General features: G+C 70.7%; 18 protein-coding genes. 12 read left to right on the forward strand and 6 right to left on the reverse strand.

The features are described 5' to 3' along the window. Window positions 1-3 precede the first annotated feature (3 nt). The 7 genes from J8J14_RS11205 to J8J14_RS11235 are packed head-to-tail and all read left to right on the forward strand — an operon-like array spanning window position 4 to window position 6,748. Window positions 4-408 (forward strand): Zn-ribbon domain-containing OB-fold protein, encoded by a 405-nt coding sequence (locus J8J14_RS11205; protein ID WP_209379595.1) that lies wholly within the window; start codon window positions 4-6, stop codon window positions 406-408. Further along, window positions 405-1,553: a thiolase family protein gene (locus J8J14_RS11210; protein WP_209379596.1), complete on the forward strand. Its 1,149-nt coding sequence runs from the start codon at window positions 405-407 to the stop codon at window positions 1,551-1,553. Before J8J14_RS11205 ends, J8J14_RS11210 begins: the two co-directional genes overlap by 4 nt. An 11-nt stretch (window positions 1,554-1,564) precedes the next feature. Continuing rightward, complete coding sequence (locus J8J14_RS11215) at window positions 1,565-2,359, forward strand: enoyl-CoA hydratase/isomerase family protein (protein WP_209379597.1); 795 nt, start codon at window positions 1,565-1,567, stop codon at window positions 2,357-2,359. A 9-nt stretch (window positions 2,360-2,368) separates the two neighbouring features. Continuing rightward, window positions 2,369-3,184 carry an SDR family NAD(P)-dependent oxidoreductase gene (locus J8J14_RS11220; protein WP_209379598.1) on the forward strand — a complete coding sequence of 272 codons (816 nt, stop codon included), beginning with the start codon at window positions 2,369-2,371 and terminating at the stop codon, window positions 3,182-3,184. An 11-nt stretch (window positions 3,185-3,195) separates the two neighbouring features. After that, window positions 3,196-4,212 (forward strand): NAD(P)H-dependent flavin oxidoreductase, encoded by a 1,017-nt coding sequence (locus tag J8J14_RS11225; protein WP_209379599.1) that lies wholly within the window; start codon window positions 3,196-3,198, stop codon window positions 4,210-4,212. Beyond that, window positions 4,209-5,729, forward strand: a complete 1,521-nt coding sequence (locus J8J14_RS11230) for an AMP-binding protein (protein ID WP_209379600.1) — start codon at window positions 4,209-4,211, stop codon at window positions 5,727-5,729. Before J8J14_RS11225 ends, J8J14_RS11230 begins: the two co-directional genes overlap by 4 nt. Beyond that, entirely contained in the window at window positions 5,726-6,748 is a 1,023-nt protein-coding gene (locus J8J14_RS11235; protein WP_209379601.1) for an MBL fold metallo-hydrolase, read from the forward strand. The genes J8J14_RS11230 and J8J14_RS11235 overlap by 4 nt, the downstream gene beginning before the upstream one ends. A 31-nt stretch (window positions 6,749-6,779) precedes the next feature. Here J8J14_RS11235 and J8J14_RS11240 read toward each other — a convergent pair whose 3' ends face one another. The 3 genes from J8J14_RS11240 to J8J14_RS11250 form a co-directional block, all read right to left on the reverse strand. Continuing rightward, complete coding sequence (locus J8J14_RS11240; protein WP_209379602.1) at window positions 6,780-7,895, reverse strand: glycosyltransferase; 1,116 nt, start codon at window positions 7,893-7,895, stop codon at window positions 6,780-6,782. A gap of 147 nt (window positions 7,896-8,042) precedes the next feature. Continuing rightward, the gene (locus J8J14_RS11245; RefSeq protein ID WP_245215661.1) at window positions 8,043-9,269 is read right to left on the reverse strand and encodes a beta-glucosidase; all 1,227 of its coding nucleotides are present in this window, start codon (window positions 9,267-9,269) and stop codon (window positions 8,043-8,045) included. Window positions 9,270-9,279: 10 nt separating this feature from the next. Beyond that, window positions 9,280-10,386, reverse strand: coding sequence for a glycosyltransferase family protein (locus J8J14_RS11250; RefSeq protein WP_209379603.1), 1,107 nt, complete (start codon window positions 10,384-10,386; stop codon window positions 9,280-9,282). Between the two features lie 319 nt (window positions 10,387-10,705). On the opposite strand from J8J14_RS11250, the gene J8J14_RS11255 reads away from it, so the two are divergent. The 5 genes from J8J14_RS11255 (at window position 10,706) to J8J14_RS11275 (ending at window position 15,080) form a co-directional block, all read left to right on the forward strand. Then, window positions 10,706-11,977, forward strand: a complete 1,272-nt coding sequence (locus J8J14_RS11255; RefSeq protein WP_209379604.1) for a family 1 glycosylhydrolase — start codon at window positions 10,706-10,708, stop codon at window positions 11,975-11,977. Window positions 11,978-12,006: 29 nt separating this feature from the next. Further along, on the forward strand, window positions 12,007-12,417 hold the full coding sequence (locus tag J8J14_RS11260) for a DUF4267 domain-containing protein (protein ID WP_209379605.1): 411 nt from the start codon (window positions 12,007-12,009) through the stop codon (window positions 12,415-12,417). Window positions 12,418-12,435: 18 nt separating this feature from the next. Then, on the forward strand, window positions 12,436-13,416 hold the full coding sequence (locus J8J14_RS11265; RefSeq protein ID WP_209379606.1) for an aldo/keto reductase: 981 nt from the start codon (window positions 12,436-12,438) through the stop codon (window positions 13,414-13,416). A 72-nt stretch (window positions 13,417-13,488) separates the two neighbouring features. Then, window positions 13,489-14,172 carry an alpha/beta hydrolase gene (locus tag J8J14_RS11270; RefSeq protein WP_209379607.1) on the forward strand — a complete coding sequence of 228 codons (684 nt, stop codon included), beginning with the start codon at window positions 13,489-13,491 and terminating at the stop codon, window positions 14,170-14,172. A gap of 98 nt (window positions 14,173-14,270) precedes the next feature. After that, the gene (locus J8J14_RS11275; RefSeq protein WP_209379608.1) at window positions 14,271-15,080 is read left to right on the forward strand and encodes a shikimate dehydrogenase family protein; all 810 of its coding nucleotides are present in this window, start codon (window positions 14,271-14,273) and stop codon (window positions 15,078-15,080) included. A 12-nt stretch (window positions 15,081-15,092) separates the two neighbouring features. On the opposite strand, the gene J8J14_RS11280 is transcribed toward J8J14_RS11275, so the two are convergent. From J8J14_RS11280 to J8J14_RS11290, 3 genes are all read right to left on the reverse strand, one after another. Further along, a complete protein-coding gene (locus J8J14_RS11280; protein ID WP_245215663.1) occupies window positions 15,093-17,855 on the reverse strand; it encodes a hybrid sensor histidine kinase/response regulator in 2,763 nt (920 codons plus the stop codon). 104 nt (window positions 17,856-17,959) lie between these two features. After that, window positions 17,960-18,610 (reverse strand): chemotaxis protein CheC, encoded by a 651-nt coding sequence (locus tag J8J14_RS11285; protein WP_245215664.1) that lies wholly within the window; start codon window positions 18,608-18,610, stop codon window positions 17,960-17,962. Beyond that, a complete protein-coding gene (locus tag J8J14_RS11290; RefSeq protein ID WP_209379609.1) occupies window positions 18,607-18,990 on the reverse strand; it encodes a response regulator in 384 nt (127 codons plus the stop codon). Before J8J14_RS11290 ends, J8J14_RS11285 begins: the two co-directional genes overlap by 4 nt. Between the last annotated feature and the right edge of the window lie 10 nt (window positions 18,991-19,000).

Below are 19,000 nucleotides of genomic sequence, written 5' to 3' on the forward strand. Positions count from 1 at the left end.
GCGTTGGAGCTTCGCGACCCCTCCCTCTATGCGCCTTCGGGTAGCGCCGACGGCGCCGTGCTGCTGGCCCTTCGCGACCCGGCCAGCGGCGCCCTGGCCTTCCCCCGCACCCCCTATGGCATTGGCGCCACCGGCACGCCCTCCGAGGCGGCAGAGCCGGTGGAGCTGAGCGGCCGGGGCGAGGTGCTGGTCTGCGTCACCGTGCACCAGCCCCTCTCCCCCGGGATGAAGGTGCCGCTCCTCGTCGCGCGGTTGCGGCTGGAGGAAGGGCTCGTGCTGGATGGCATCATCGAGGGCACGGAGGAACCGCGCCCGGGCACACCGGTGCGGGCCGTTCTCGTGCCGGAGGACGCGGAGGGCGGCACGCGGCTCGCCTGCCGCTTCCGCGTGGTGGAGAGCGGCGCATGACCGATCTCGCTTCCATGCGCCCGGTGCGCGTCGCCGGTATCGGGATGCATCCCTACCAGTTCCCGACCGAAACCCCCTATGTCACGCTCGGCCTCACCGCGTTGCGCGCCGCGCTGGCCGATGCGGGGCTGCAATGGCCGGATGTCACCTTCGCCGCCATCGGCACGGGCGCCATCGGCATGGCCGCCGGCCGCGTGATGCTGCGCCATATCGGCTCCACCGGGCTGGAGGTGGTGCAGGTGGAGAATGCCTCCGCCTCCGGCTCCTCCGCCTTCCGGATGGCATGCCTGATGGTGGCCAGCGGCCAGCACGAGGTCGCGCTGGCCCTGGGCGTGGACAAGTTCGGCAGCGCCCAGCGCGCGGCCCACAAGGACGGCATCCCGCGCCTGACGCCCGCCGCCGAGATCCCGGCCGTGAAATTCGCCCTCATGGCCCGGGCCTGGCGCGACAGGTTCGGACTGACGCGTGAGGACATGGCGCGTGTGGCCGTGAAGAACCACGGCAATGCCGCCCGCAATCCCTATGCCCAGTTCCGCAAGCCGCGCACACTGGAGCAGGTGCTGAACTCCAACCCCGTGGCGGGGGACCTCACCTCCCTCCAATGCACGCCGCGCGGAGAGGGGGCCGCCGCCGTGATCGTGGCGAGCGAGGAGGCCATCCGCAGGCACGGGCTGGACCGCAACCGCGCCATCCGCGTGCTCTCCTCCGTCTCCTCCTCCGAGCATGCGGTGGCGGATGAAGGATGGAGCCTGGTGGAGATGGTCCAGCGCTCCGGCCTCTCCGCCCTCGCCGCCGCGGGCGTGGGGATGGAGGACATCGACATCATCGAGCTGCACGACGCCTTCACCATCGAGGAGATCGTCTATGCCGAGGCCCTCGGCCTCTGCCCGCTCGGGGAAGGCGCGGCGCAGCTGCGCGAGGGGAAGTGGGACATCGGTGGCGGTGGTTGCGCCGTGAATCCCTCCGGCGGGCTGCTCGGCATGGGTCATCCCATCGGCCCCACTGGCGCAGGCCAGATCGCGGAGATCGTGCGCCAGCTTCGCGGCGAGGCGGAGGGGCGGCAGCATCCGGGGGCGCGCACCGCCCTCGCCCACATGATCGGGCTGGGCTCCGTGGCGGTCGGCCACGTGCTGCAGCGGGACTGAAAGGAACGCCGATGCGCGAGGAACTCGGAACCCTGATCTACGAATCCGCGGATGGGGTCGCGGTCGTCACGCTCAACCGGCCGGACCGGATGAACTCCATCGGCGGCACGATGAAGGAGGACCTGGCCCGCGCCTTCTTCGAGATCGCGAAGAACGACCAGGGCCTGCGCTGCGTCGTCCTGACCGGTACCGGCGACCGCGCCTTCTGCGCGGGTGCGGACATCAAGGAACGCGCGGAGCTGCGCCGCACCGGTCCCGAATACTTCATGGCGCAGAAGGCCACCCACGCGCTGATCCGCGGCATCCAGGAATTCGAGCGGCCGGTGATCGCCGCCATCAACGGCGTGGCGCTCGGGGGCGGGCTGGAGATCGCCCTGGCCGCCGATATCCGCTACGCCGCCGCGCATGCGAAGCTGGGCCTTCCGGAGGTGCGCCTGGGCGCCATCCCCGGCGCCGGTGGCACCCAGACCTTGCCGCGCCTGGTGGGCGCCAGCATGGCGAAGGAGCTGATGTTCACCGCCGCCCATCTCACGGCGCAGGAAGCGCTCGCGATCGGGCTGGTGAGCAAGGTGGTGGAAGGCAGCGTGCTGGATGCCGCGATGGAAACGGCCCGCAGGATCGCGGATATGCCACCGTTGGCCGTGCATTTCGCCAAGCGCGCCGTGAATGCCGGCATGCAGGGCGGCATCGATGCCGGCCTCGAATTCGAACGCTACGCCGCCGGCATGCTGACGGATAGCGAGGACCGGCGCGAGGGTTTTCGCGCCTTCGTCGAGAAGCGCAAGCCCGTCTATGTCGGGCGCTGAGGGAAAGAGATGGAACTGAAGCTGAAGGGCAAGGTCGCCCTCGTCACCGGCGGCGGCCAGGGCGTCGGCCGCGCCATCTGCAGGGAACTGGCGGCGGAGGGGGTGAAGGTCATCGTGAACGACCTTTTCCCCGAGCGCGCCGAGCAGGTCGCGCAGGAGATCCGCGAGGCCGGCGGCGAGGCCACGGCCGCCCCGGGTGACATCACCCGGGCGGATTCCGTGAATGCGCTGGCCGCGAAAGGGCGCGAGGCATTCGGCCCCATCACCATCCTGGTGAACAATGCCGGAGTCACGCCGGAGCGGCGCGCGAAGGGCGGCATGCCGCCCACCTTCATCGAGACGCCCGACCGCGAGATGCACCAGACGGTCGAGCTGAACGTCTATGGCACCATGTATTGCTGCCGCGCCGTGCTGCCCGACATGGTGGCGCAGAAATGGGGCCGCATCATCTCCATCGCCTCCGAGGCCGGGCGCGTCGGCGAGGCGCGGCTGGCCGCCTATTCCGGTGCCAAGGCCGCGATCATCGGCCTCACCAAGGCGCTGGCGAAGGAACACGGGCGGGACCGGGTGACGGCGAACGTGGTTGTCCTCGGCGCCGTCTCGCATGAGGGCATCGCCCCCAACCAGGCCACCAGCCCCGATGCGACGCCCGAGAATAACGAGCGCCTGGCGAAGATGCTGAACGCCTATCCTTCCGCCAAGGGCCTGGGCCGCCTCTCCCGCCCGGAGGATGTGAGCGGCGTCGTCACCTTCCTGGCCTCCGATCGCGCCGCCTTCATCACGGGCCAGCATATCGGCGCCAGCGGCGGCTACGCGATGCCCTGAGGAGAACGGCCATGCACCCCCCGGTCTTCCGCACGCGCATCACCGAGCTGTTCGGCATCCGCCACCCGATCCTGGCTGGCGGGCTGATGTGGCTCTCCAACGCCGAATATGTCGCCTCTGTCGTGCGGGCGGGGGGCATGGCCTTCCTCACCCCGCGCTCCTTCCCCGAACCCGGCGCCTTCGCCCGCGAGCTCGTGCGCTGCCGCGAGCTGTGCGATGGCATGCCCTTCGGCGTGAACCTCAACGTCTCCCGCGTTGAGGGGCACAACCTGCGCCTGGACGAATGGCTGGAGCTGTCGCTCCGCGCGGGGGTGCGGCATTTCGAAACCGTCGGCCGCGCCCCGGGCGACCTGATCCACCGCATCCACGCGGCGGGCGGCATCGCCATCCACAAATGCCCGCTGCTGCGCCACGCGCTGAATGCCGAGCGCGCAGGGGCGGATGCCATCACCATCATCGGGGTGGAGGCGGGCGGCCATCCCGGCAATGCCGAGCTCTCCTGCTACGTGGTCGCGCCCCTGGCCGCGCGCACGCTGCGCGTGCCGCTGGTGATCGGCGGCGGCATCGGCAGCGGCGAGGGCATCCTGGCCGCGCTCGCCGCGGGCGCGGAAGGGGTGGTGCTCGGCTCGCGCCTCCTGGCAGCGGAGGAGGTCTGGGCACATGCCAACTACAAGGCCCGCATTCTCGCCGCGGAGCAGGAATCCTCCGTCCTCACCTTTGCCGGCACCCATCCCATGGGCGCCTGGCGTGTGCTGGAGAACGAGACGGCGCGCGAGGTGCTGCGGCGGGAAGCCTCGGGCGCACGCAGCTACGAGGAGTTCGCCGATCTCGTCGGTGGGACGAAGTCGCGCGATTACGCCTATCGGGACGGGGACGTGGAACGCGGCATGCTCTCCTGCGGCCCCGCCGCCGTCTTCAGCAAGGCCGTGGAGCCGATGGAAGCCATCATCGACAGCTTGATGGCCGAGGCGGGAGCCGCGCAGCGCCGCCTGCGGCGCCTTGCCCTGGCGGAGAGCGTGGACGCATGAACCAGACGATCCTCTTCGGCAGCCATGTCATCGACGGGCAGGCGCTTCGCGCGCGCGCGGCCCGTGCCGCCTCCGGCTTCGCCGAACTCGGCGTGCGCCCCGGCGACCGCATCGCGGTGATGATGCGGAACGAGCCCAGCTATCTCGAGGTGATCCTGGCCGCGGATCGGCTCGGCGCGCCGCTGGTCGCCATCAACTGGCATTTCCGCGCGGATGAGGCCGGGCATGTGCTGCAGGACAGCGGCGCGCGCGTGCTGGTGGTCCATGCGGACCTGCTGCCGCAGATCGCGCCGCTGGTGCCGGAAGGCGTGTCGGTGATCCTGGTCCCTACCCCGCCGGAGATGATGGAGACCTATGGCATCGCTTCCGTCCCGCCCCGGCCCGAAGGCATGCCGGAATGGCCCGCCTGGCGCGATGCACGGGAACCCTGGGCGGCGCCCGCCCCGCCCTCGCTTGGGATGATGCTCTACACCTCCGGCACCACCGGCCGCGCCAAGGGCGTGCGCCGCCTGCCCGGCACGCCGGAACAGCATGACGCCGCACGCCGCATCCGCAGCCTTGTCGGCGGCGCGCGGCCGGGCATGCGCACCGCGGTTGTCGGCCCGCTCTACCATGCGGGCCCCGCCTCCAATGCCCGTGTGGCGCTGGCCGAGGCGGAGCTGATCCTGGTGATGCCGCGCTTCGATGCGGAGGAACTGCTTCAGGCCATCGAGCGGCACCGGCTCACCCACCTCTCGCTCGTACCCATCATGCTCGTGCGGCTGCTGAAACTGCCGGAGGCCACGCGTGCCCGATACGACCTTTCCTCGCTGCAAGGCGCCACCCATGGCGGCTCTGCCTGCGCGCCGGATGTGAAGCGCCGCATGATCGAATGGTGGGGCCCGATCCTGAGCGAGACCTATGGCTCCACCGAGGCCAGCCTGATCACCGGCGCCAGCTCGGATGAATGGTTGCGCTTCCCCGGCACGGTGGGCCGCGCCCTGCCCGGCACCTCCATCCGCATCCTGGACGAGGAGGGCAACATCCTTCCGCCAGGGCAGGTGGGCGAGATCTATGTGAACTCCGGCCCCAATGCCCTGCCCTTCACCTATCACAACATGCCGGAGGAACGGGCCCGCATCGAGCGGGACGGACATATCACCAATGGCGACATGGGCTACCTGAACGAGGAAGGCTACCTCTTCGTCACGGACCGCAAGCGCGACATGGTCATTTCGGGCGGGGTGAACATCTACCCCGCGGAGATCGAGGCCGTGCTCATCACCCATCCCGCGGTGATGGACTGCGCCGTCTTCGGCATGCCCGATCCCGAATACGGGGAAGCGTTGGTGGCCGCCGCGCAGCCCCGCCCCGGCGCCTCCCTCTCGGCCGAGGATCTGCGCGCCTTCCTGCGCGAGAGGCTGGCCGGCTACAAGGTGCCGCGCCGCATCTGGTTCCTGGACGAGATGCCGCGCGACAGCATGGGCAAGGTGTTCAAGCGCCGCCTGCGGGAGGCCTATGCCGGCGTGCCGGCATGAGGCCCCTGCCGCGCACCCGGCCTCCGCCGGGCGAGGTGGCTGAGGTCGCGCCCGGGCTCCTGCGCGTCTGCCTGCCGCTTCCCGGCCCACCCTCCCACGTCAATTGCTGGCTCATCGAGGACGGCGCCGGCTGGATGCTGGTCGATACCGGCTATGGCGACGAGCCAACCCGCACCCTGTGGCGCCAGGTCTTCGCCACCGCCCTTGGCGGCCGTCCCGTCACCCGCGTCCTCGTTACGCATTTCCATCCCGATCATGTCGGGCTGGCCGGGTGGATCTGCGCGGAATGGGATGCGCCGCTGCTGATGCCGCGCAGCGAGTGGCAGCGGGCGCGCCTGCTGCTGGCCGAGGACCAGGCGGCCACCACCGCGCTCTTCCTCGCGCTACTGGAAAGGATGGGTGCGCCGCCGGAGCATCTGCGCTGGATGGCGGCGCGGGGCATCACCTATGGCCAGCGCGTCCTTCCCCTGCCCTCCACCTTCCAGCCCATCGCGGATGGCCAGGCCTTGCGGATCGGCGGGCGGGACTGGCGCGTGCTGGTGGGGGCCGGGCATTCGCCGGAAATGGCCTGCCTGCATGATCCCGGCGCCGACATCCTGCTTTCCGCGGACCACATCCTGCCGCGCATCTCGCCCCATGTGGGCGTGCAGCCATCCGAACCCAGCGCCGACCCGCTCGGCACCTTCCTGGGCGCGCTGGCGCGATTTCGCGCCCTGCCCGGCAACACGCTGGTGCTTCCCTCCCATGGGGAGCCCTTCCATGGGCTGCAGGCGCGCATCGATGCCCTGCTGCAGCACCACCATGCCGCCCTGTGCGGCCTGCGCGCCGCGGCAGGCACGGGGCTGACCGCCGCCGAGGCCCTGCCCCTCCTGTTCAGCCGCGGCTTCGAGGGCCAGCAGCTCAACTTCGCCCTGGCCGAGGCCCTGGCGCATCTCGTCCATCTGACCGCGCGGGGCGACCTGCTGCGCCGCACCGATGCGGGCGCCGCATGGCGCTTCAGCCCCGCGCCGGGACCCTGATGCCCGGCCGGGACAGGGCGCGGGGAGGCCGCTAGGCCGACATCCGCCTGGCCCGCGCCGGATCCTTCCGTGCGCTGCGGATAAGGGCGGCCATGTTCGCCCAGCTCCGGTCCCAGGAGATGTGGCTGAGCTGCTGGTCCACCCGCTCCAGCCAGGGCGCATGCGGGCGGGCCATGACCTGCCCGAGGGCCTGCACCGCGGCCTCGGCGGTTCCGGCGATCTCCACCAGCCCCGTCTCGCCCCATGGGCGCACCACATCGGCGATGGGCGTGGAAACCACCGGCACGCCGGCGGCAAGGTATTCCGGCGTCTTGGTCGGGCTGATGAAGCGCGTGGCCTCGTTGATGGCGAAGGGCATCAGGCCCGCATCCCAATGCGCGAGATAGCGGGGCAGTTCGGCATAGGGGCGCCCGCCCAGCCAATGCAGGTTCGGCAGGCGGGGCAGGTCGGCGGGATCGATCTTCACCACCGGGCCGATCATGACGAAGGACCAGTCCGGCCGCAGCCGCGCGCAGGATGCGAGCAGTTCCAGGTCCAGCCGCTCATCCACCACCCCGAACCAGCCGATGCGCGGCCCCGGGATGTCCTTCATCTCAGAAGGTTCCGGGATCTCGCCCGTGCGCGCCTGCGCGAAATGATGCTGGTCGATGGAGGAGGGAAAGCAATGCGCATCGGCCCGGATGGCGCGCTTCGCCTCATAGAGGGATTGCCCGCCCGTGAAGACGAGATCGGCCCGGCGCATGAGGCGCCGCTCCTCGATCAGCATCTGCGGCGAGGCGCCGCGGAAGGCCGAAAGCTCATCCATGCAGTCATACACGGTCAGTTCCGGCACGACATGCCCGGCAACGGATTGGGCGAGCGGCGTATAATACCAAAGGACGTCGGGCGTGCCTGTCTCAACGAGCAGGCTGTCCAGGAGCGGCCGCTGCATCCGCTCCACGCTGCCCGGCACGCCATCCCAGTAGGGCAGCAGCGGCGTGACCACCTCCACGCCCTCCGCGACCATGCGGCGCCGGAGCCGGGGAAGGTCCGGCGCGGGCGGCTCGAAGCGCGGCTCCTCGAAATAGATCACCCGCCAGTCCAGCGCGGCGCGGGAGAGAAGATGCTGCGGCCTTTGCAGCACGAGATCCCATGGAAGGTGAGACATGCACAGGAGCAGGGGACGGGAGGGGGCATGGTGGGGAGGAGCCATGCTACCGTAAGTACCGGAACGTGCCCCGCGTAACTTAACCCATGATGAAGGGGTGTTGAATGCTGCGTGAGGTCGGGCGGGATGGCGGCCCCGCCCGGCGTGTCAGGAAGCCCCGCACAGGGCCTTGAACAGGCGCCGCTGCCCGGCCAGCTCCGTCGCCAACGGCTCATGCACCGGCCTTATGTCGCCGTCCGGCCTCAGTTCCAGCAATCCGTTGGGGCAGTAGCGGTCATCGTCCCAGCCCGGATGGGACAGCACGGGGTAGAGGCAGATCCCCTCCATCGGCACCCCGGCGCGCATGGCGGCGCGCACCTCCTCGCCGATATAGCGGAACCAGGGCACGCGCTCATCGCCCTCGATGCTGGTCTCGGCCATGAAGATCGGTCGGCCATAGCGCGCATGGGCATCGGCCAGCAGCTCGCGCAGGGGCTTGTGCCGGGGATCGCCGGGCAGCAGCGCCTCCCGCAGGCCGCCATGCAGCCACTGGTTGTTCCAGTAATAGTTCACCCCGAGGATATCGAGCATCTCCGGCGCACCGCCCAGCTCGGGCGACATGCGGCCTGCAATCATGTCCCAGGCATGGAACTGGCCTTCGTTGCGCGCCTCGGCCTCGGCCGGATCCTGCTCCGGGCGCGCGACGATGTTGATGATCGGGTCGATGGCCAGGATGCGCGCGCCCGGCGCCGCCTCCCGCACCGCCAGCGTGCCGGCGATGGTCGCGCGGACGAGCTGGCGCTTCAGCTCGTCGCTATGCTCCTGGTCCGTATCGCAGGGATTCATCAGCCCCGCCTCCCCGCCAGCCCAGGAGAAGAAGGAGATCTCGTTCACCGGGCACACCATCGGGGCCTCGCCCGTCTCCTCCAGGTGCAGCCGCGCGAAGGCCCGGGAATAATCCGCGAAACGCTCGACGAAGGCGGCGGAATAGACATCGAGCCCATCGGGCCAGCCGTAATGGCAGAGATCCCAGGCCACCTGCGTCCCCGTCTCCCGCGCGGCCCGGATCATGGGCAGGAGCGAGGACCAGTCGTAATGCCCGGGCGCGGTTTCGATCAGGTGCCAGCGCACGCCGTCGCGCACGGCACGGATCCCGTGATCCGCGAGCTGCCGGTAATCCTGCGTGATGAGGACATCGTGCCGCGTGCCGCGGATGAGATCCAGCCGCTGCCCGTCCCGGCGGCGATGCGTGGAGCATTCGAAGCCGCCCAGGAAGAAGCTGCGGAACAGGCTGGGCCGGAAGGCCAGCTCGGGGCCGGTGCCGGAAGGGCTGGATCGATCCTCATCCGCAAGGGCGTGGTCGGCAGTGCGGATCTCGTCGGTGTTGTTCTGCATCGGGGCCTTGTCAGGCTGTGGCGGTGCGGCGCTTCGCGCCGATATCCAGGACGAGGCGGGCCGCGGCTTCCACGCCGCCCCCGCCCGTGACGAGGCTCCTGGCGCTCTCGACCATGGCCCTGGTCTCCCCGGGCCTGTCGAGCACGGCGCGGAAGGCGCCCTCGAGCGCGTCCGGGCTCACCGCATCCGGCAGGAAGCTGTGCGCGGCCTTGTGGCGCCCCAGCGCCTCGCCCAGGATCAGCGTCTCGGAGATGGGGCCGGGCACCAGCACCATGGGCGTGCCGAGCGCAGCCGCCTCATGCATGGTGCTCGTTCCCTCCCCGATCACGATGTCGGCAGCGCTGATATGGCGCAGCGCGTCGGCCTGCGGCACCACCCCCTCCAGCCGCACCCAGTCGGGAAAGGCTTCCAGCCCGAGGATGCTCCGCAGTTCCTCGCGGTCATGCACCGCCACCAGATGCAGCCGCAGCCCGGGATGGCTGCTGCGCCGGAGCCGCTCCGCCGCCCCATAGACGCTGCTGAGGACGCGGATGCCGAATTCGCGCGTGAAGGGGAAGTTCCGCACCGCATAGAGGATCATGGGGCTTCCCGGCTCGGCGCCGAGGCTCGCCCGCGCCTCCTCCCGCCCCGGCACGGCGGCCAGGTCCAGGAAGGGACCGGTCCGCACGATCAGGTCCTCGACCAGGGACAGTTCCTGGGGCATCGCGACCAGCGGCGCATAGGCCCAGATGATCGCATCCATCTGCTTCATCATCGGCCAGTCGCCGAACAGCTCGTCCCCCACGGGCGGGATGGGAATGGAGACCCAGGCGGCCCGGGGCACGCCGGCACGGAGCGGCAGCAGGTAGCGGGCCGTGTCGTCCACGATTACATCTGCATCCCCGAAGCAGGCCTGGGTGACGGCCTCCCGGTTCTGGCGCGAAATCGGGGGGAGCAGGCGGGGCTGGTAGCCCATCTGCACGGTCATCTCGACATTGGGCGGCCGCAGCCGGACCGTATCGATCACATATTCGATCTCGACCGAGGGGTCCGCGCGCTTCAGGGCCCGTGCCAGCGTGGCCGTGCGGGAGACATGGCCGATGCCGCCCTCCACGCAGGGAAGCATGATCACCTTCATGGGCGCTGCCCGGGCGGAAATGCCATCGATCCGTTCGCTCTCGCCGTTTGGCCTTTGACGCCTGGGCCGCACGGAAGTTCCAGCCTTTCGGCCGGACAGGCCAGGGAAGATGCTCGGCTCGGGCCCGGTTAACACAGATAAATTATCGCCTCCCCGGCCAATTCGCATGAAACTTGTCCGGAGGAGCCGGAAACGAACCCGGCTCGCGAGCGCTAGAACAACCGGAACAGCATTCGGGTGCTTGCTGATGCGGATTGGCCTGGCGGAAGGCAACGAGCCGCGGAATGGCTTGGAGCTGTGGGGCGGTGTGGAATGCACCGTGCTTCGTATCGATGGAGAGTGGCGGGACCAGCTGCGCGAAACCGGCCACTACGACCGTATCGAGGACCTCGACCTGATCGCCGGTCTCGGGATCCGCAAGCTGCGCTACCCGGTGCTGTGGGAGCAGGTGGCGCCCGAGGACCCATCCCGGCTGGACTGGAGCTGGCCGGACCGGCAGCTGGGCCGGCTTCGATCCCTGGGCTGCGACCCCATCCTGGGCCTGGTGCATCACGGTTCCGGCCCCGCCTATACCAGCCTTCTCGATCCGGAGTTCCCGGAGAAGCTGGCGACCTATGCCGCGCAGGCCGCCGCCCGCTACCCCTGGGTGCGTGACTGGACCCCCGTGAACGAGCCGCTGACCACGGCACGCTTCTCCGCCCTCTACGGGCACTGGTTCCCGCATGCGCAGGACATGCGCAGCTTCCTCGTGGCGCTGATGAACGAGTGCCGCGGCGTGGCCCTGGCCATGAAGGCCATCCGCCGGATCCGCCCCGACGCACGGCTGATCCAGACCGAGGATCTGGGCCGCGTCTTCTCCACCCGCCCGCTCGCGGGCCAGGCCGCGCATGAGAACGAGCGGCGCTGGCTGAGCCTGGACCTGCTCTGCGGCCGGGTGGACCGGCACCATCCCTGGTACCCGATCATGCTCGCCGAGGGCGTGCCGCAGGCCCAGCTGGACGAGATGGCGGCCGAGCCCTGCCCGCCGGACATCATCGGCATCAACCACTACGTCACCAGCGACCGCTTCCTGGATCACCGCATCGCGCTCTACCCGCCGCGGACCATCGGCGGGAATGGCGAGATGGTCTATGCCGATACGGAAGCCGTCCGGGTTCCCCTTCCTCCCGATGTGCATACCGGTCCCGAGGCCAGGCTGCGCGAGGCCTGGGAGCGCTACCGCCTGCCGGTGGCCGTCACGGAAGCGCATCTCGGCTGCGTCGAGCCCGAGGAATGCGTCCGCTGGCTGGTGGAGGTGTGGAATGCCGCGGGGCGCCTGCGGCAGGAGGGCGCGGATATTCGCGCCGTGACGGTGTGGTCGATGTTCGGAGCGATGGACTGGTGCTCCCTGCTGCGCAGCCGCAACGGCCGATACGAGCCGGGCGTCTTCGACGGGCGCCATTCCCCGCCCCGCCCCACCCCGCTCGCCCAGGCCGTGCGCGCCCTGGCCACGGAGGGCCGCTTCGAGGCGCCCGTTGTGCAGAAGCCGGGCTGGTGGCGCCGCGAGGACCGCTTTCTCGTCGAACCGCAGGCCATGGCCGCGCATGACTGACCAGGGAAGGCAGGCCGGAACGCTGCGGCTTGCCTGACCGGCAAGGCGCGCAGGCCTGGAACGGCTGGAGCTGGTTCGCCGTCTCGCCCGGCCTGGCGCTGGCCGCGCTCGGCATCCTCATCGTGGCGGCGCCCCGGATGGGTGCCGCCCTGTTCGGGCTTCCCGCGCCCGAAGGCGAGGCGATCGGCTATCTTCACGCCCTCGGCATCCGCGATATCGCCTTTGGCGGCTATGTGCTTGCCCTGGCGGCCCTTTCCGGGCGGCGCGCGGCGGGCATCGTCCTCGCCGTCACCGTGCTGATCCCGGTGAGCGACATGGTCCTGCTGGTCGCGATGAGGGGCCTCTCCTCGCCCCTGCATCTCCTGCTGCATGGGGCGAGCGGGGTTTATATCGGGACAGGCGCCCTTATCCTTCTGCGCCAGGCAGCCCGCCGGCGATGATTCCAATGGAGCTGAACCATGGCTGAAACGCGCTTCGCACCGCCGGGCCCGCTGGGCTATGGCGGCGCGCCGCTGGGCAACATGTTCGCCACGGTGGATGACGCGACGGCGCGCGGTGCGCTGGACGCGGCCTGGGATGGCGGCATCCGCTATTTCGACACGGCCCCGCACTACGGTTCCGGCCTGTCCGAGCACCGCTTCGGCGAGGCGCTGCGCTATCGCCCGCGCGGCGAATTCGTGCTGTCCACCAAGGTCGGCCGCCTGCTGCGCCCGGATGCCAGCCGCCCGGTGAACGAACCCTTCCTCGATCCGCTGCCCTTCCGCGTGGTGGCGGATTATTCCTACGACGCGACGCTCCGCTCTATCGAGGACAGCCTCCAGCGTCTCGGCCTCGATCACATCGAGATCGCCTTCATCCACGACATCGCGGAGGACCATCTCGGCCCGGGCTGGGTGGAAATCTTCGACGAGGCGATGGAGCGCGGCGCGGCGAAGGCGCTGATCCGCCTGCGCGGGGAAGGGGTGATCAAGGCCTGGGGCCTGGGCGTGAACCGCACCGAGCCCTGCTCCCGCGCCTTGCGCATGTCGGACCCGGATGTCTTCCTGCTGGCCGGCCGCTACAGCCTTCTCGACACCGCGGCGCTGGGCGGGCTCTTCGCCGAATGCGCCGGGCGCGGCGCGCATGTGGTGGTCGGCGGCCCCTATAATTCCGGCCTGCTCGCGGGGGGAAAGACCTTCGACTACGTCGAGGCCCCGCCCGAGCGCATCGCGGCGCGGGACCGCATCGCCGCTGTATGCGGGCGCTTCGGCGTGGATATCCGCGCCGCCGCGCTTCAGTTCTGCGCCGCCCATCCGGTGGTGGCCTCCGTCATCCCCGGCGCCAAGGCGGCCGACAGGGTGCGGCAGAACATCGCGCTGATGGCGCAGCCCATCCCAGGCGATTTCTGGCAGGCGTTGAAGCGGGAAGATCTGTTGCCCGGGGATGCGCCCACGCCATAGGCCCCGCGCCATCCGGAACAGGAAACCGCCCGGCGGTCCCGCCCCGCCCAGGGCCAATGGCAGGTCATGGACATGAACAGCGCAGCGCATTCCCCGGCGGCCCGAGGCCGGCTGCTGTCCCGCCCCGAAGCCGATCCGGCCCCGCGGCCGATGGTGCCGGGGCAGCGGCACCTCGGGCTCGCCACGGGAAGGGACGGGATCCTGCGGGTGCCGGATGGCGCATCCACGGCCCCGCTGCCGCTGGTCGTCATGCTGCACGGCGCCGGCGGTAACGCGGCGGGAACCCTCGGCCTCATCGAGCGCTCCGCCCCGGGCGCCATCCTCCTGCTGCCCGAGAGCCGCGGGCCGACCTGGGACATCATCCTGGGCGCCTATGGCCCCGATGTCGCCTTCCTGGACGCGGCGCTGGCGCAGGTGTTCCGCCAGCACCGCATCGACCCGCGGCGCATCGCCCTGGCCGGCTTCTCGGACGGCGCCTCCTATGCGCTCTCCCTAGCGATCGGGAATGGCGACCTCTTCACCCACGCTCTCGCCTTCTCGCCCGGCTTCGCGGCCCCGCCCGAACCGGTCGGGCAGCCCCGCATCTTCGTCTCGCATGGCGTGGCGGATGATGTGCTGCCCATTGGTCCCTGCAGCCGCCGCCTCGTCCCCCGGCTGCAGCGCGCAGGCTACGAGCTGCGCTACCGCGAATTCCCGGGCGGCCACCATGTGCCGCCCGAGATCGCGGACGAGGCCGTGGCGATGCTGGAGGCCTGACGCACGGCGCGGGTGCCCCGGCCCGGCATCATGGCTTCAAGCACGGGCCGCGCGCTGCCAATCTGCCCGGCCGGACGCGCCGAAGGATCCCCGCCGCCATGAGCAATCCCCCCATCCTCAAGCGCGTGACGGGCCGGACCAGGGTGATGTTCATCCTCGGCGATCCCGTGGCCCATATCATCGGCACCGCCATCCTGAACGAGGACTTCTTCCGGCACGGGGTGGACGCCACCGTCTCGCCCCTGCATGTCGCGCCGGGCGACCTGGGCCAGGTGGTCCAGGCGATCCGGGCCATGCGGAACGTGGCGGGCTTCGGCGTCACCATCCCCCACAAGATCGCGGTCATCCCCCATCTGGACCGCACCACCGGGCGGGCGGCAGGCATCGGCGCGGTGAACTTCGTGCGGCGCGAGGCGGATGGAACCCTGGTGGGGGACAATGTGGACGGCATCGGCTTCGTCGCCGGCCTGCGCCGGAACGGGGTGGAGGTGGCCGGGCGCCGCGTGCTGCAGCTGGGCGCCGGCGGCGCGGGGCGGGCCATCGCCTTCGCGCTGGCCGAGGCCGGGGCCTCCCGGATCGCGATCCACAACCGCACGGAGGACCGGGCCCTGGCGCTCGCCCGGGCGGTGGCCGCCGCCTATCCCGCCTGCGCCACCACGGCCGCCGGGCCGGACAGCGCGGGCCATGACCTGGTGGTGAACACCACCTCTCTCGGCATGCATGAGGAGGACGCGCTGCCGGCCGACCTCGCCGGCCTCGATGCCGGGGCCGTCGTGGCGGATGTCATCATGGCGCCGGAGACGACCCCCTTGCTGGAGGCCGCGGCGGCACGTGGATGCCGGATTATCCGTGGCAAGGAGATGCTGCTGGACCAGCCGCGCCTGGTCCGGGAATTCCTGGCGCTCTGACCGGCCCGGGCGTCACGGCGCCCCGATCAGATCCCGGATCCGGGCCGCGACGGCCTCCATCGCGAAAGGTTTGGTGAGCACATGCATTCCCGGCTCCAGCTGGCCGCTCCCCATCACCGCGCTCTCGGCATAGCCGGTGATGAACAGCACCTTCAGCCCGGGCCTCAGGGCCCGCCCCGCATCCGCCACCTGCCGGCCGTTGATCCCGCCGGGCAGCCCCACATCGGTCACCAGCAGGTCGATGCGGGCGCCGGACTGCAGCACCTGCAGCGCGGCGGCGCCGTCCCCCACCTCGATGGCCTTGTAGCCCAGATCCTCCAGCACCTCGGCCACCAGCAGGCGGATGGTGGGCTCGTCATCCACCACCAGCACCGTCTCGCCCTGAACGGCACGCAGCAGGGCTGAGGGGACGGCCGAGGCCTCGTCCCCTTCCGCCTCGCCCACATGCCGCGGCAGGTAGAGCCGCATCCGCGTGCCCTTTTCCGGCTCCGAATGGATGTGGATCTGGCCGCCGGACTGCTTCGCGAAGCCGTAGATCATCGAAAGCCCCAGCCCGGTGCCCTGCCCGATCGGCTTGGTGGTGAAGAAGGGGTCGAAGGCCCGCGCGGCCACCTCCGCCGACATGCCCATGCCCGTGTCGCTGACACAGATCACGACATACTCGCCCGGCTCCATGTCCCGCTGGCGCGAGCCCCGCTCGTCCAGCTGCGCATTCCCGGTCTCGATGGTCAGGCGGCCGCCATCCGGCATGGCGTCCCGCGCGTTGATGCAGAGGTTGAGCAGCGCGTTCTCAAGCTGGTTCGGATCGCACAGCGTGGTCCAGAGCCCGGCGTCCAGCACCGTCTCCACCCGGATCTCCGGCCCCATGGTGCGCCGGATCAGCTCTTCCATGCCGCTGATCAGCTGGTTCGGCTGCGTCGCCTTCGGCGCCAGGGTCTGCCGGCGCGAGAAGGCCAGGAGCCGGTGCGTCAGCGCCGCGGCCCGGTTGGCGGCGCCCTGCGCGGCCATCACATAGCGGTCCACCTGGGCGAGGCGCCCCTGGGCGACCCGCATCCGCAGCAGCTCCAGGCTGCCGATGATGCCGGTGAGCAGGTTGTTGAAGTCATGCGCCAGCCCGCCCGTCAGCTGGCCGACAGCCTCCATCTTCTGGGACTGGCGCAGTTGCTCCTCCGCCTGCCGCAGGGCCTCCGCCTGCTCCTTCTCCGCCGTCACGTCACGGCCGACCGCGTTGACCAGCCCCTCGCCCGAGGCGGCGGACCAGCTGATCCAGCGATAGGCCCCGTCCCGGCCACGCAGGCGGCTGTCGAAGCGTGTCAGGCCCTCCCTGCGCGACAGGGCGGCGATCCCGTCCCGCACCCGGCCGGCATCCTCGGGATGGATCAGGGAGAAGAGGTCGCGGCCGGGCAGATCGACCTCCGACCAGCCCAGCACCGCCAGCCAGGCCGGGTTGACCGCCGCGATCGTTCCATCGAAGCGCGCCACCAGCATGATCTCGGCCGAAAGCCGCCAGAGCCGGTTGCGGTCGGCCGTCCGCTCGGCGACCTGTGCCTCCAGCCCCTCGTTCAGCCGGCGCAGCGCCGCCTCGGTCCGCTTGGCATCGGTAACGTCGTAGATCACCCCGCTGAAGCGGATGTCGGAGGTCTCGGTGTCCCGCTGGTACTCGCCCCGCCGCATCAGCCAGCGGAGCTCCCCCGTATCGGGCCGGGTGATCCGGAACTCGGCCTGGCTGATGCTGCCGATCTGCGGCTCGGCGGAGGCGTCGATGATCGGGACGTCCTCCGGATGCACCACCGCGTTGATCGTCCGCAGCGGCAGGCTCTCCGCCAGCTGCAGGCCCAGCAACCGGCAGAACTGCCCGGAAACGGAAGCGGTGCCGAAGCCGCTGACATATTCATAGGTGCCGATCCCGCCGGCGGTCTGCGCCACCCGCAGCCGCTCCTCGGCACGCTTCTGCTCGGTCACGTCCACCAGCGTGCCGATGAAGCGGCCCGTCCGCACCTCCTCGCCTTCGCGGTAGCAGCGGCCCCGCGCCTGCACCCAGCGCGTCTCGCCGCCCTGAAGGACGATGCGGTACTCCTTCGAGAACACCTCCGCCCCCCGCAGCACGCCGCCCACGGCGAGCCGGATGCGCGTCAGGTCCTGCGGATGGATGATGGAGAAGAAGACCGAGGGCGCGACGCCCCGCGCTGCCTCTTCCACCTCCAGCTGGTAGAGGGCGGCGAAGCGCGCATCGCCGATGATCCGGCGCTCCGCGATGTGCCATTCCCAGGATGCCATCACGCCGGATGTGGCCAGGGTGGCGCGCAGGCGGCCATTCACCTCGTCCAGCGCCCGCCGCTGCAGGCATTGCTCCGCCCGCAGGACCGGCGCCTCCCGCGCCGCGGTGACATCCGCCAGGGTCGCCAGGCTGAAGCAGGGCTGCCCGGCCTCGTCCGCCACCGGCATGATGACGAGGCGGCCCTGGAACCGGCTGCCATCCTTGCGCTGCACCGGCAGCTCCGCCTCCAGCGGCTCTCCCGCCCGCAGCGCCCCGGCCAGGGCGGCCAGGGTGCCCGGATCGGCCTCCGGCGCCAGCGGGACAAGGGCAGCGCGACCGACGATATCGCCGGGCTCAAGGCCGGTCAGCCGCGTGAAGGCGGCGTTGACATAGACCACGGGCTCGCCGGCCCGCCGGGCATCGCTGACGAGAACCGGCAGGCCGGAGCGGGCCATGGCGGCGAAGAGCGGCCCCGCCAGGCGCCTCAGCTCCGCCGGAGCGTCCTGCTCATCCGCCATGCCTGGCGGGCCCGGCCACGCAGGGACGGGCATCCTGTCCGTTTCATCCGCCAAGGCCTCAGTCCCCGGACCGGCTCGCGGGGCTGCCCAGCCCATCCCGGGGCCTAGAGGTCATGGTCCGGCTCGTCGCGCATCACCCGTTCGATGAAATCACCCACCAGCAGCCGCAGCGCGCCGAGGGAGGGCAGGTCCATGACCATGGCGATGTAGCCACGGATGCTCCGGTCACGGACGGAGAAGTTGATGTAGAGGAACAGGACCAGCCCCTCATCCCCCGCCCCGCCCGGCACGCTCAGCAATGCCTCGCCCCGGCCGCGCAGCACCTGCGGAAGGGACATGGCGAGGGGGCGCTGCAGCATGTTCGCCATGGTGGCCAGGCAGCTATTGAGGATGACGTTGCCGGTCTCGGTCAGCGCCTCATCCTCCAGCCCCGTCACCTCCTCGGCCGGGACCGCCGCGCCCACCACCGCGCGCACCAGCTCCAGGCTGTTGGCATGGGGGAAGATCAGCAGGGCACGCCCCTTGAAGGCGCCCGAGAATTCCTGCCAGACGGCGACCAGCTCGCCGCCCTCCCTCTCCTGGATCAGCGCGGCCGCCTGGCGGTTCCCGATCACCTCGACCGAGGGAACCGAGAGCAGCACCTCCCCGCCCACCATCTTCCGCAGGCTGGCGGCGGCGCGGCTCACGCCGATATTGACCAGCTCGGTGAGAGCATCGCGCTCCATCTCACCGAGCACGGCCCCGGGCTCGCTCAACGCTGCCCCGCGCGCAGGCGGAGGGCCGCGCCGGAGATGAAGCCCCGCAGCCCCTCCTCGGTCACCGGCTTGGCCACGAAGGCCGCACCCACGCTGCGGGCACGGGCGATCACCTCGTCCTGCACATTCGCGGTGATGATGGCCAGCGGCATGGCGGGGTGCAGGGCGCGCAGCTCAGCGGCCAGGGCCAGCCCGTCCTTGCCCGGCATGTTGTAGTCGAGCAGGGCGAGGTCGATCCCCCCCGCCGCCACGCGGGCCAGCGCCTCGTCGGCATTGCCGGCCTCCGCCCGCTCCCAGCCCGGCTCCAGGGCGTTGATCGCCTTCGCGGCCACGATCCGGGCGAGCTTGCTGTCGTCGACGATAAGGACCGTGGTGGCCATGCGATGCTCC

The organism is Pararoseomonas baculiformis (assembly GCF_017813395.1).
Lineage (GTDB): Bacteria > Pseudomonadota > Alphaproteobacteria > Acetobacterales > Acetobacteraceae > Roseomonas > Roseomonas baculiformis.

Excerpts from the sequence above, each read along its gene's own strand:
- J8J14_RS11210 (WP_209379596.1), top strand. The coding sequence starts at position 405 with ATGACCGATCTCGCTTCCATGCGCCCGGTGCGCGTCGCCGGTATCGGG.
- J8J14_RS11215 (WP_209379597.1), top strand. The coding sequence starts at position 1,565 with ATGCGCGAGGAACTCGGAACCCTGATCTACGAATCCGCGGATGGGGTC.
- J8J14_RS11220 (WP_209379598.1), top strand. The coding sequence starts at position 2,369 with ATGGAACTGAAGCTGAAGGGCAAGGTCGCCCTCGTCACCGGCGGCGGC.
- J8J14_RS11225 (WP_209379599.1), top strand. The coding sequence starts at position 3,196 with ATGCACCCCCCGGTCTTCCGCACGCGCATCACCGAGCTGTTCGGCATC.
- J8J14_RS11230 (WP_209379600.1), top strand. The coding sequence starts at position 4,209 with ATGAACCAGACGATCCTCTTCGGCAGCCATGTCATCGACGGGCAGGCG.
- J8J14_RS11235 (WP_209379601.1), top strand. The coding sequence starts at position 5,726 with ATGAGGCCCCTGCCGCGCACCCGGCCTCCGCCGGGCGAGGTGGCTGAG.
- J8J14_RS11240 (WP_209379602.1), bottom strand. The coding sequence starts at position 7,895 with ATGTCTCACCTTCCATGGGATCTCGTGCTGCAAAGGCCGCAGCATCTT.
- J8J14_RS11245 (WP_245215661.1), bottom strand. The coding sequence starts at position 9,269 with ATGCAGAACAACACCGACGAGATCCGCACTGCCGACCACGCCCTTGCG.
- J8J14_RS11250 (WP_209379603.1), bottom strand. The coding sequence starts at position 10,386 with ATGAAGGTGATCATGCTTCCCTGCGTGGAGGGCGGCATCGGCCATGTC.
- J8J14_RS11265 (WP_209379606.1), top strand. The coding sequence starts at position 12,436 with ATGGCTGAAACGCGCTTCGCACCGCCGGGCCCGCTGGGCTATGGCGGC.
- J8J14_RS11270 (WP_209379607.1), top strand. The coding sequence starts at position 13,489 with ATGAACAGCGCAGCGCATTCCCCGGCGGCCCGAGGCCGGCTGCTGTCC.
- J8J14_RS11275 (WP_209379608.1), top strand. The coding sequence starts at position 14,271 with ATGAGCAATCCCCCCATCCTCAAGCGCGTGACGGGCCGGACCAGGGTG.
- J8J14_RS11280 (WP_245215663.1), bottom strand. The coding sequence starts at position 17,855 with ATGGCGGATGAGCAGGACGCTCCGGCGGAGCTGAGGCGCCTGGCGGGG.
- J8J14_RS11290 (WP_209379609.1), bottom strand. The coding sequence starts at position 18,990 with ATGGCCACCACGGTCCTTATCGTCGACGACAGCAAGCTCGCCCGGATC.